At 65.8% G+C, this 12,022-nt stretch carries 9 protein-coding genes; all 9 read right to left on the reverse strand.

Features of this window, described 5'->3' with window-relative positions:
• Window positions 1-67: 67 nt before the first annotated feature.
• Entirely contained in the window at window positions 68-1,099 is a 1,032-nt protein-coding gene (locus AB0N24_RS18905; RefSeq protein ID WP_364127478.1) for a nucleoside hydrolase, read from the reverse strand.
• Window positions 1,099-2,076 (reverse strand): aldo/keto reductase, encoded by a 978-nt coding sequence (locus tag AB0N24_RS18910; protein ID WP_364127480.1) that lies wholly within the window; start codon window positions 2,074-2,076, stop codon window positions 1,099-1,101. Before AB0N24_RS18910 ends, AB0N24_RS18905 begins: the two co-directional genes overlap by 1 nt.
• Before the next feature lie 74 nt (window positions 2,077-2,150).
• Window positions 2,151-2,369, reverse strand: coding sequence for a hypothetical protein (locus tag AB0N24_RS18915; protein ID WP_364127482.1), 219 nt, complete (start codon window positions 2,367-2,369; stop codon window positions 2,151-2,153).
• A gap of 34 nt (window positions 2,370-2,403) precedes the next feature.
• A complete protein-coding gene (locus tag AB0N24_RS18920; protein ID WP_364127484.1) occupies window positions 2,404-2,961 on the reverse strand; it encodes a hypothetical protein in 558 nt (185 codons plus the stop codon).
• On the reverse strand, window positions 2,958-3,518 hold the full coding sequence (locus tag AB0N24_RS18925; RefSeq protein ID WP_364127487.1) for a DUF402 domain-containing protein: 561 nt from the start codon (window positions 3,516-3,518) through the stop codon (window positions 2,958-2,960). Before AB0N24_RS18925 ends, AB0N24_RS18920 begins: the two co-directional genes overlap by 4 nt.
• Window positions 3,515-5,488, reverse strand: coding sequence for a 1-deoxy-D-xylulose-5-phosphate synthase (gene dxs, locus AB0N24_RS18930; RefSeq protein ID WP_364127490.1), 1,974 nt, complete (start codon window positions 5,486-5,488; stop codon window positions 3,515-3,517). Before dxs ends, AB0N24_RS18925 begins: the two co-directional genes overlap by 4 nt.
• A 148-nt stretch (window positions 5,489-5,636) precedes the next feature.
• Window positions 5,637-8,447 carry an aconitate hydratase AcnA gene (gene acnA, locus AB0N24_RS18935; protein WP_364127493.1) on the reverse strand — a complete coding sequence of 937 codons (2,811 nt, stop codon included), beginning with the start codon at window positions 8,445-8,447 and terminating at the stop codon, window positions 5,637-5,639.
• A 154-nt stretch (window positions 8,448-8,601) separates the two neighbouring features.
• Complete coding sequence (locus AB0N24_RS18940) at window positions 8,602-9,987, reverse strand: TRAM domain-containing protein (protein ID WP_364127496.1); 1,386 nt, start codon at window positions 9,985-9,987, stop codon at window positions 8,602-8,604.
• On the reverse strand, window positions 9,984-11,960 hold the full coding sequence (locus AB0N24_RS18945) for an APC family permease (RefSeq protein WP_364127499.1): 1,977 nt from the start codon (window positions 11,958-11,960) through the stop codon (window positions 9,984-9,986). Before AB0N24_RS18945 ends, AB0N24_RS18940 begins: the two co-directional genes overlap by 4 nt.
• Between the last annotated feature and the right edge of the window lie 62 nt (window positions 11,961-12,022).

The raw sequence follows: 12,022 nt of genomic DNA on the forward strand, positions 1-12,022 counted from the left end.
CGGCGCAGCTACCATCTTAGCGGCCGCCGTGCGCGGGGACTTCCTGCCTCGCGGGCCCGTCGGGTGCCTATCCGGAGCCGAGCCGCCGGGCCAGTGCCCCCACCGAACCGATGAGCTCGTCAAAGCACTGCTGCGGGTTGTTGGACGTCACGATCCGGGCGTTCGGCGGCAGCCCCCACAGTCCCCGGTAGTCGGCCACGGTGGTGCCCATCAGGAGCGGTGACCGGGTTTCGACGTCCACGGTCGCCAGCTCCGTGGTGGTTGCCGTCCGCCCCACTGCCACACAGGCGGCGAAGGCGTCGTGCATGTGTGCCACGAAGCCCTGGTCGTAGAGACGGTGGAACTCCATGTAGAAGCGGATGGCATCGGACAGGCAGGCCACCAGGGGGTTGCCGGACCGGCTGCGGAGGCCCTCCGGCTGTTCGGGGAGGACGAGTTCCGGCTGGTCGGTGCCCGCGGCCTCCCCCAGTCTCTGCAGGTGTTCGGGCCGCATCTCGATCAGCTCGGTGGTCTCCAGCGCGCACACGACGGGCAGTTTGTCCTCGGGGAGGCCCCGGTAGGCGGCAAACACCTCCTTCGCGGCATGCGGATCGACGGAGACGTTCCATTCCGCCGTCGGCGTGGTGTTGCCCTGATAGTAGAAGCTGCCGCCCATGATCACGAGGCCCTTGAGCAGGCGTGGCAGGTCCGGTTCCCGGCGCAGGGCGAGGGCGAAGTTGGTCAGCGGGCCGGTGATCAGGCCGGTGATCTCGCCGGGGTGCTTCCGCACCTCGTCAACCCACACGTCCACGGCATGCCGCGTTGAGATCGCCCCGGCCGGCGGCGGAAGTTCCGCGTAGCCGATCCCCTGCGGGCCGTGGGTTTCCTCCGTGGTGACCAGCGGGATCTCCAGTGGCACCTCTGCGCCGATGGCCACCTCGACCCCCGGTTTGCCGCACAGCTCAAGCAGGGCCAGGTTGTTCAGTGCCACCTGCCGTGCGCCAACATTTCCGGCGGTGCAGGTGATGGCCTGCAACCGGACGTCGGGGCGGGACAGGAGGTAAACCAGGGCCAGTGCGTCGTCGATCCCGGTGTCGACGTCCATCAGGACCGAATGCATCAGAAGAGAGCAACCTTGGGCGTGCGGGGGAAGATCTCATCCAGCTGGGCACGTTCGCCGGCAGTGGGCACCCAGGCCACAGCGGCGGCGTTCTCGCGGACTTGCTCCGGCCTCGTGGCACCGGCGATCACACTGCTCACGGACGGCTGTGCCGCCAGCCAGGAAAACGCCAACTGGATCTCGCTGAGGTTGCGCTCTGCGGCGAACGCACTGAACTTCTCCAGCTGGTCCCAGTCGGCGTCGTGGACAAGGTTGGTGCGGGTGTGGCTGAGGCGGGAGCCTTCAGGCGCCTTGCCCGGTGCGTACTTGCCGGTCAGCAGGCCGTTGGCCAGCGGGAAGTAGGGCAGCACGCCCAGGCCGTAGGCTTCCGCGGCCGGAGTGATTTCCAGCTCGGCGCGCCGGTCCAGCAGGTTGTAGTGGTTCTGCGTCGAAATGAAGCGGGAACCGCCGCGGCCACGGGCCACGAATTCGGCCTCGGCGATCTGCCAGCCGGCCCGGTTGGAGTGCCCGATGTAGCGGACCTTGCCGCTCGTGACGAGGTCGTCCAGGGCGGCCAGGGTCTCGTCGATGGGCGTCAGCGGGTCCGGGGTGTGGAACTGGTAGAGATCGATCCAGTCCGTCCCCAGCCGGCGCAGCGACGCCTCGGCCGCTTTGACGATGTACCGGCGGGAGCCTCGGGCACCGAAGTCGTTGCCGTTGGCTCCGCGCATGTCCATGCCGAATTTCGTGGCAACGACTGCGTCCTCCCGCCTGCCGGCGAGGGCCCTTCCCAGCATTGTTTCGCTCAGTCCGGGCTCGCGGCCGTAGGTGTCCGCGACGTCAAAGAGCGTAATACCCGCGTCCAGTGCGGCATGGACGACGGCGTCGGTCCCCTCCTGCGACTCCGTCACCGTATTGGACCGGCCAAGGTTGTTGCAGCCAAGGCCGACAACAGAGACAGTCAATCCGGAATTTCCAAGGCGGCGGTGTTCAGTCATGAAATCAGCCTATAACGGCCGCACGGAAAGACCGGACGCTGCCAGTTGGCGGCAATGGGGGGTACGGCGCCCGGTCAGGCGGCCGGGAACTCGAGTCCGTGCTCGTCCATGGCATCCTCAAGCTGGGCCATGGTTTTGACGCCCATTCCGTGCAACTTCGACAGTTCCCGCTTACCGAAGTAGACCACCTGTTCCAGGGTTTCCAGTCCGGCGTGGGCCATGGCCCGGCGGGCAGGCGCGCCGATTCCGTGGGGAATCGGGGTGTGGCCTGGTTGAACGGATTTACGCGTCATATCGGATGCCTCCCAGAAAGTCGGTTGCCCCCTCTTAGAGGGTAAAGCCCGAAGCCGGTTTCGGCGAGTGCTTGAGCTTAAACGCCTCCGGGTCCCCGAACGGCGCCGCCCCGATGCTGAGCTTCGTGAAGTCCAGGTCCTCGCCCCGGATGCACACCTTGATGGCGTTGACGGCCTTGTTGACGTCCGGGCACAGGCAGAAGATGTTGAGCTTGGCATCGCTGAACTCTGACCGCTCCACGGTGCCGAGGCCGCGCCAGGCGAGGTGGCTGAGCGCGTCCTTCGCCTTTTCCTCGAGGTAGCGGTCGCGGTCCGTGCCGTCCTTGGTTTTCAACGCATACTGGGCAACCACCCAGAACTGGTCTTCCTCGGCGATCTCGGCGTAGCCGTCCTCAGCGCACTGCACGGCGAAGGCGTCCATGAGGCCTTCCGCGGCTGCAGCATCGGCAACATCCGTTTCGTCCGTCTTGCTCTGGTGCCCCACCACGCCGTAATTCATCACGAACTGGCTGTAGTCCTCGTCGAACCAGGCTTCCCGGAACTGGAGAACCCCTTCGTCGTCGCGTTTGTAGACCCTGATAATTCCGCTCATGCCCGTCCTCTCCTGAACCACTCGGCGTCTGTGCCGTCGAACGGTGCGTACTGTGCCTTGACGGCCTGATAAAGCTGTTCAGTCTCCTGGAGCATGCGGTCCACGATGTCCCGCGGATACTCCATGCTCACCTGGTGTTCGGCGAATTCGTCTTCGTCGTCGATGTACACGCCACGGGTCACGGACCGGATCACGTCCAGGTCCATGTCGACCACGTGGAACTCGAATGTCCCGGGCCTGATGCCGTTCCAGCCGTGCCCGACGGCGAGGTCCACGTACACGCGGAAGTCCCCGGGGTAGGTGTCGTCGTAAAACGTGGCCACGTAGTCGCCGGTTCGTGGAATGAGCAGCACGGCATCGGAACTGGCGTGGAAGGCGGCACCGGGCCGTGAGATGAACGAGCCTTTGGGCTGGAAGATCCACCAGCCGTGCCGGTCTTCACCGAGATAACTCCCCGGGACCACCCAGTGGGCGCCGCCGTTCCATTTGCGGTTCCGCGCCACCACCAGGTCTCCCTGTTTGAGGCTCTCGGGAGGTGGGGCCTCGTGCGGGATCACAGTTTCGGCAGGCTGCCCGTAGTCGGATGCTCCTGGCCCGGCAGGGGACGCGCGAAAGGCACCTTGGTCCCCAGGACCTGGGCGACGACGTCGTGCGTGATCTGGCGTGCCGTCAAACCGACGCGTTCCAGCACCTGGGCGCGGGTGCCGTGGTCCAGGAACTCCACCGGCAGCCCCACTTCGTTCAGGGCGGTGTCCACACCGGCGGCGCGCATTTCCTGGCGGATGCGTGATCCCACACCGCCGGCACGGACGCCGTCTTCGATGCAGATGACCAGGCGGTGGCGGGCGGCCAGCGCGATGATGGATTTCCGGACCGGCAGCAGCCAGCGCGGGTCCACCACGGTGGAGCTGATCCCCTGGGCACCGAGGCGGTTGGAGACGTCCAGGGCGAGTTCGGACATGGCGCCCACGCTCACGATCAGCACGTCATTTTCGCTGGAGCCTGCAGGACGGCGGGCCAGCACATCCACGCCGTCGCTGAGGCGCTCGAGGGCTTCCACTTCGGCGCCCACGTTCCCCTTGGAATACCGGACAACGCTGGGGGCGTCCCTAATGGCCACGGCTTCGCGGAGTTCTTCACGGAGCCGTGTGGCGTCGCGGGGCGCGGCCAGGTGGAGGCCCGGAACGATCTGCACCATGGCCATGTCCCACATGCCGTGGTGGCTGGCGCCGTCCGGTCCTGTGACGCCGGCACGGTCCAGCACGATGGTGACGCCGGCCCGGTGCAGTGCAACGTCCATCAGCAATTGGTCGAAGGCGCGGTTCAGGAACGTGGCGTAGACGGCAACCACGGGGTGGAGCCCGCCGAAGGCCATACCGGCGGCGGAGGTCAGCGCGTGCTGCTCGGCAATGCCGACGTCGAAGACGCGTTCCGGGTGCCGTGCCGCGAATTTGTGCAGGCCCACAGGAATGAGCATGGCGCCGGTGATGCCCACGATGTCCTTGCGCTCATCGGCGATGGCGGCGATCTCGTCGGCGAAGACCGACGTCCAGGACTGGGCCCCGCCGGCTTCGGTGGGCACGCCGGTTTCGGGATCGATGATGCCCACGGCGTGGAACTGGTCAGCCTCGTGGGCGCGCGCGGGCGCGTAGCCGTGGCCCTTTTCGGTCATCGCGTGCACGATGACCGGACCGGCGTAGTTCCTGGCAGTGGAGAGCGCGTGCTCCATGGCCTGGAGGTTGTGGCCGTCGACGGGGCCGATGTACTTCATGCCAAGGTCTTCGAACATGCCCTGGGGCGCCCACCAGTCCTTGATGCCCTTCTTCATGGCATGCAGGCTGCGGTAGGTGAACTGGCCCACCGGTCCGCCGTTTTGCAGCTTCCGCTTCCACCAGTCCAGGGTTCCCTCGTAGGCCGGGGCTGCGCGGAAGGAATCGATGGTGGGACGCAGTGATGCGAGGTAGTCTGCAAAGCCGCCGACGGTGGGTGCATAGGACCGGCCGTTGTCATTGACCACGATGACCACGCGCCGGCGCTTGTCCGCGGCGATGTTGTTGATCGCTTCCCAGGCCATGCCACCGGTCAGGGCGCCGTCGCCCACCACGGCAATCACATAGCGGTCGCCGTCGCCGGTCAACTGCCGGGCGCGGGAGATGCCGTCGGCCCAGGACAGCGAGGAGGACGCGTGGGAGCTCTCCACGATGTCGTGCTCGGACTCGGCCCGGTCCGGGTAACCGGACATTCCGCCTTCCTGGCGGAGGGTGCTGAAGTCCTGGCGTCCGGTCAGGAGTTTGTGGACATACGACTGGTGTCCGGTATCAAAGACGATGCTGTCGCGGGGAGAGTCAAAAATACGGTGTACGGCGATGGTCAGTTCCACGACACCGAGATTCGGTCCGAGGTGGCCACCCGTCTGCGACACGTTGCCGATCAGGAAACTCCTGACCTCCGTAGCCAGCTGGGACAGCTGTTCTTCGGTCAACTTGCTCAGGTCCTGCGGATTCCGGATGGTGTCCAAAATTCCCAACGGGGCCTCCTTCGGGTGGTAGACATGCCTTTTAACTCTAACGCCTTGGAGGCTGGACGGGCGCCGCGGCCTGGCGGCGCAACGCAAAAGCCCCGGCCTGTCTCTGACAGGCCGGGGCTTTTGATGGCGCCGGTGTTGCCCGCTGCCGCTAGTTAGCGGAGATCTGGCGCAGCACGTACTGCAGGATGCCGCCGTTGCGGTAGTAGTCGGCTTCGCCCGGGGTATCGATGCGGAGGACCGCATCGAAGGACTTGGCGGAGCCGTCTTCAGCCGTGGCGGTGACCTTGAGCGTCTTCGGCGTGGTGCCTTCGTTCAGGGCGGTGACGCCCTCGACTGCGAAGGTTTCCGTACCGGTCAGGCCCAGGGTGGCAGCTGATTCGCCGGCCGGGAACTGCAGCGGCAGGACGCCCATGCCGATCAGGTTGGAGCGGTGGATGCGCTCGTAGCTTTCGGCCACGACAGCCTTGACGCCCAGGAGCGCGGTGCCCTTGGCAGCCCAGTCACGGGACGAACCGGAGCCGTACTCCTTGCCTGCCAGGACCACCAGCGGGGTGCCGGCTGCCTGGTAGTTCTGGGCGGCGTCGTAGACATAGGCCTGGGGGCCGTCTGCCTGCGTGAAGTCGCGGGTGAAACCGCCTTCGACGCCGTCCAGCAGCTGGTTCTTGATGCGGATGTTCGCGAAGGTGCCGCGGATCATGACTTCGTGGTTGCCACGGCGCGAACCGTAGGAGTTGAAGTCCTTGCGCTCCACACCGTTGGCCAGGAGGTACTGGCCGGCCGGGGTGTCCGACTTGAAGGAACCCGCCGGGGAGATGTGGTCCGTGGTGACGGAATCGCCGAGCTTGAGCAGCACGCGGGCACCGGAGATGTCCGTAACGGGCTCCGGCTTGGCCTTCATGCCCTCGAAGTACGGGGGCTTCCGGACATACGTGGACTTCTCGTCCCAGGCGAAGGTGTCGCCGGCCGGGGTGTCGAGGGCCTTCCAGCGGTCGTCGCCGTCGAAGACGCCCTCGTAGCCGCGGGCGAACATTTCCTTGTCGATGGAGGAATCGATGACCTGCTGGACCTCGACCGGGTTCGGCCAGATGTCCTTCAGGTAGACCTCGTTGCCGGCTTCGTCCTGTCCGAGTGAATCGGTGTCGAAGTCGAAGTCCATGGAACCGGCCAGGGCGTAGGCGATGACCAGCGGCGGGGAGGCCAGGTAGTTCATCTTCACGTCCGGGTTGATCCGGCCTTCGAAGTTGCGGTTACCGGACAGCACGGCGGTGACCGAAAGGTCGTTGGCCTGGATGGCCTCGGAGATTTCGGCGTCGAGCGGGCCCGAGTTGCCGATGCAGGTGGCACAGCCGTAGCCCACGATGTAGAAGCCGAGCTTCTCCAGGTACGGGGTGAGGCCGGACTTCTCGTAGTAGTCGGTGACTACCTTGGAACCGGGAGCCACGGAGGTCTTGACCCACGGCTTCGAGGTCAGGCCCTTGTCCACGGCGTTGCGCGCCAGCAGTGCTGCGGCGAGCATCACGGACGGGTTGGACGTGTTGGTGCAGGACGTGATCGAGGCGATGGACACCGCTCCGTGGTCCAGCTCGAACTCGCGGCCGTCTTCGGTGACAACGTGCACCGGGGTGGACGGACGTCCGTGGGCACCGTTCGCTGCGGAGACCACGCGTGCGGTTTCCGTGGTGTGGGAATCAGCGTGGGTGAACGAGGGCGGATCGGAGGCCGGGAAGGATTCTTCCAGGGACTCGTCGACGCTGCCGTCTTCGATGCTCACGTAGTTGTGGATGTCCTTGCGGAACTGCTCCTTGGCATCCGTGAGCTCGATGCGGTCCTGGGGACGCTTCGGGCCGGAGATGGAGGGAACAACCGTGGACAGATCCAGCTCGAGGTACTCGGAGAACTTGATCTCGTGCGACGGATCGTGCCAGAGGCCCTGTTCCTTCGCGTAGGCCTCCACGAGTGCAACGTTCTGCTCGGAGCGGCCGGTGAGGCGCAGGTACTCGATGGTGACGTCGTCGATCGGGAACATGGCGGCCGTGGAGCCGAACTCCGGGCTCATGTTGCCGATGGTGGCGCGGTTGGCCAGCGGCACTGCCGCCACACCCTCGCCGTAGAACTCCACGAACTTGCCCACAACACCGTGCTTGCGCAGCTGCTCGGTGATGGTGAGGACGACGTCGGTGGCGGTGGCGCCGGCCGGGATGGAACCGGTCAGCTTGAAGCCCACGACGCGCGGGATCAGCATGGAAACGGGCTGGCCCAGCATTGCGGCCTCGGCCTCGATGCCGCCAACGCCCCAGCCCAGCACGCCAAGGCCGTTGACCATGGTGGTGTGCGAGTCGGTGCCGACGCAGGTGTCCGGGTAGGCACGCAGGACGCCGTCAATTTCGCGGGTCATGACCGTGCGGGCCAGGTACTCGATGTTGACCTGGTGCACAATGCCGGTTCCCGGCGGGACGACCTTGAAGTCGTCAAACGCGGTCTGGCCCCAGCGCAGGAACTGGTAGCGCTCACCATTTCGCTGGTATTCGATCTCCATGTTGCGCTCCAGTGCGCCGGAGTTACCGAATGCGTCGATCTGCACCGAGTGGTCGATCACCATCTCGGCAGGTGCCAGCGGGTTCACCCGCTTGGGGTCACCGCCGAGCTCCTTGACGGCCTCACGCATGGTGGCGAGGTCAACAACACAGGGCACGCCAGTGAAGTCCTGCATGATCACGCGCGCCGGCGTGAACTGGATTTCAGTGTCGGGCTGGGCGTTGGGATCCCAGCCGGCCAGTGCTCGGACGTGATCGGCCGTGATGTTCGCGCCGTCCTCGGTCCTCAACAGGTTTTCAAGCAATACCTTGAGGCTGAACGGAAGGTTTTCTGCACCTTCAACGGAGTTCAACCGGAAAATTTCGTATTCGGTACCGGCTACATTAAGTTTGCCTTTTGAACCGAAGCTGTCCACAATGCTCATCGCAGGACTCCTCTCGCAACAGTTTCATCTTTGTCGCGCGGTTGACCGCTTGCTAGTTAGGCCATCCTAATTAGTGCAAGGTCATACAAAAGAGCATGGGGTCAGCCGGGAATCCGGCGCGCGACGTGGGACTACTACGCCCATCCTAGTCACATCAGGGGCGGGGCGTCAGCAACGCCACTGTCTCCATGTGGTGGGTGTGCGGATACAGGTCGAACGCCCGCAGCCCGGCAAGTGCCCAGCCGCCCTGCTGGAAGTACCCCAGGTCCCGGGCGAAGGACGCCGGGTCGCAGGACACGTAGGCGATTGCCCGGGGACCTGCCGCCATCAGCTGGCCGACCACTGCCTTGCCCGCGCCTGCCCTCGGCGGGTCGAGCACCAGGGCGTCGAAGTTGCGGGGCGTTTGGCGCAGCACGCGTTCCACCCGTCCTTGCACGATCTCCACCTGCGGTGCGCCGTGCAGGTTCTTCCGGGCATCCCGGCTGGTGCCGGGAGCGCCTTCGACGGACAGCACGGAACCAGTGACGCCCACGGCGTCGGCCAGCGCGGCCGTGAACAGCCCGGCGCCTGCGTACAGGTCCGCCACCACCGCGCCCGGTTCCAGGTAGCCGCCGTCGTGAAGGAAGTCCCTGACCGCGCCGACAAGCGTGTCCGGTGCGTCCCGGTGGATCTGCCAGAAGCCCTCCCCTGTGACCCGGTACTCATGGCCTGCCGCCGACTCCTGCACCCAGGTGCGCCCGCGCAGCTGGAGCGCCTCGCCGTTGGCGGGGTCGAAGCTGGCCACCGAAACGTCGGCGGGCAACTGGGCCAGGATGGCGCTGAGGCGCTTTGCGCGCGTGCCTGCGGCCGGAGCCAGCAGCACCAGCGGGCGCGATCCGTTGGCGGGAGCGGCGACTTCCACGCGGTCAATGCCCTGGAGGTCAATGTCCCACAGCCGGAGGTCGTTGATGCCGGCCACAGCCAGCGGCATCTCGCGGACGGGAATGACCTGGTCGGAACGGTGGGCGTGCATGCCCAGCTTGCCGCCGGGCGTTACGGCAAAACTTGCCCTGGTGCGCCAGCCCAGGCCCGGTGCGTCCGCCGTGCCGGCGGCCGCAGCCTCACCCACAGGTTCAACGATGTTCCCGCGCCCGGCGGGGTCCGCCCACACCTCGGGATGTTCGACGCCGGCCAGCCGCTTCAGCTGTTCGGCCAGGACTGCAGCCTTGAGGCCCCGCTGGTGCTCGAGGGACACGTGGCCCAGCTCCGCACCGCCCACGGGCGCGTGGCCGTGGGACCACGACCGCAAGGAGTCCGCCAAGTGCCAGAAATGCGGTACCCGCTCGGGCGAGGCCTCGAGCACTTCCACGACGTCGGCGCGCCAGAATTTGGATCCCTCGCCGGCGTCGGTCAGCCGGATCCGTGCTTTTTCGCCCGGGATGGCGTGGCGGACGAACACCACGCGGCCTTCGTGGCGGGCAACGCAGTGCCCCCCGTGGGCTATGGGCCCGATATCCACCACGAGTTCGGCATGTGTGCGGGTCTGGGTCTCGGAGCTCATTGGATATCCTGCATTTTCTTTGCTTCTTCGGACGATTTCAGCTGCCAGGGCACACTGGCCACCATGACTCCCGGCTCGAAATGGAGACGGGTCTTGATACGCAGGGCGGTCTGGTTATGGACCAGTTGTTCCCACCACTTACCCACGACGTATTCGGGGATGTAGACGACGATGAGGTCGCGGGGCGAATCCCGCCGCATGTTCTTCACATACTCCATAATGGGCGTCACGGTTTCCCGGTACGGGCTGGCGAGAACGGTGAGCGGCACCGGAATCTCCAGTTTTTCCCAGTCGGCAAGGGTGTGGGCGGTTTCGTCGGAGTTGATGTCCACCGTGATGGCGTCGAGCCTCGACGGCCGCGACGCGCGGGCGTAGGCCAGCGCCCGCAGGACGGGCTTGCGGACGTGGGAAACCAGCAGCACGGCGTGCACCCGGGACGGCAGGGCGCGGGGAGAGGAATCCTCATCCACGGCGAGTTCCTTGGCTACGTTGTCGTAGTGCGCGCGGATGCTCCACATGATGAGGAAGAGCACGAACATCGCCAGCAGGGCGATCCAGGCTCCCTGCTCAAACTTGGTGATCAGGACGATGGTGAGGACCAGGGCGGTCATGCCGAACCCGATCATGTTGATGGTGCGCGACTTGAGCATCCGGCGGCGGACTGTCTTGTCCCGCGCGAGCTTCAGTTCGCGCCCCCAGTGCCTGACCATGCCGAGCTGGCTTGCCGTGAAGGAAATGAAAACGCCCACGATGTAGAGCTGGATGAGCTTGGTGACGTCGGCGTTGAACGCCAGGATGAGCACCAGGGCGCCGGCGGCGAGGGCCAGGACGCCGTTGCTGAAGGCCAGGCGGTCACCGCGCGTGCGCAGCTGGCGCGGCAGGTAGCCGTCCTGCGCCAGGATGGATCCGAGGACCGGGAAGCCGTTGAAGGCGGTGTTGGAGGCAAAAACCAGGATCACGCCCGTCGCGGCAACCACGATGTAGAACATCAGCGAGCCGGGGCCGAAAATGGTCTGGGCTATCTGGCTGATGGCCGGGCTTTGGATGTAGCCCTCCGGGAGGGGCTGCCCGTTGACCAGGAATTCCGTGGCCGGGTCCAGCACAATGTGCACCTTGGTGGCATTCGCGAGGTAGATAATGCCGGCCAGCATGGACGAGGCGATGAGGCCGAGCAGGAGCAGGGTGGTTGCCGCGTTCTTGCTCTTGGGTTTCTGGAAGTTGGGGACGCCGTTGCTGATGGCTTCCACGCCGGTCAGGGCCGCGGCACCCGAGGAGAACGCCCGGAGCAGCAGGAAGGCGCCGGCCAGCCCCACCAGCCCCTCGTCGAAACCGGCCTGCGGCACGATCGTGAAGTCTGCGGACGGGGCCTCCCCCAGTTGGCCGGTGACCGCCTGGAAGATACCGATGGCGGTCATGCCCAGGATGGATGCCATGAAGATGTATGTGGGGACGGCGAAAACGCTGCCGGCTTCCTTGATCCCGCGCAGGTTCACGAGAGCCAGGAGGACCACGCCCACGGTGGCGATCAGCGCCTGCTGGCCGTGAAGTGCCGGAACTGCGGCGGTGAGGTACGTCGCGGCCGATGACATCGAGACGGCGACAGTTAGCACGTAGTCCACCAGGAGTGCCGAGGCAACCGTCAAGCCGGCGTATTTGCCCAGGTTGACGTTGGCTATTTCGTAGTCGCCCCCGCCGGACGGGTAGGCGTGCACGTTCTGGCGGTAGGAGGCCACCACCGTGAGCAACACCACCATGACGGCGAGACCCACCCACGGGGAGAACGCCACCGCACTGACACCTGCCAAGGCCAGGGTCAGCAGGATTTCATCGGGCGCATAAGCCACTGAGGACAGCGCGTCTGAGGCGAAAACCGGAAGCGCGATCCGCTTGGGCAACAGCGTGTGGGCCAGCCGGTCGTTCCGGAAGGGCCTCCCCACGAGCACCCGCTTCACGGCATTCAATATTGTCAGCACTCCACAAAGCTAGTCTGATTCGGACGCGATGTCATGACGGCCTCCGCACGGTGCCTCCGCGG

It is taken from the genome of Arthrobacter sp. NPDC093128 (genome assembly GCF_040683875.1).
Classification (GTDB): domain Bacteria; phylum Actinomycetota; class Actinomycetes; order Actinomycetales; family Micrococcaceae; genus Arthrobacter.

What these genes read in the sequence shown, in the direction of transcription:
- AB0N24_RS18905 (WP_364127478.1), bottom strand. Translation starts at nt 1,099, where the DNA reads ATGCATTCGGTCCTGATGGACGTCGACACCGGGATCGACGACGCACTG.
- AB0N24_RS18910 (WP_364127480.1), bottom strand. Translation starts at nt 2,076, where the DNA reads ATGACTGAACACCGCCGCCTTGGAAATTCCGGATTGACTGTCTCTGTT.
- AB0N24_RS18915 (WP_364127482.1), bottom strand. Translation starts at nt 2,369, where the DNA reads ATGACGCGTAAATCCGTTCAACCAGGCCACACCCCGATTCCCCACGGA.
- AB0N24_RS18920 (WP_364127484.1), bottom strand. Translation starts at nt 2,961, where the DNA reads ATGAGCGGAATTATCAGGGTCTACAAACGCGACGACGAAGGGGTTCTC.
- acnA (WP_364127493.1), bottom strand. Translation starts at nt 8,447, where the DNA reads ATGAGCATTGTGGACAGCTTCGGTTCAAAAGGCAAACTTAATGTAGCC.
- AB0N24_RS18940 (WP_364127496.1), bottom strand. Translation starts at nt 9,987, where the DNA reads ATGAGCTCCGAGACCCAGACCCGCACACATGCCGAACTCGTGGTGGAT.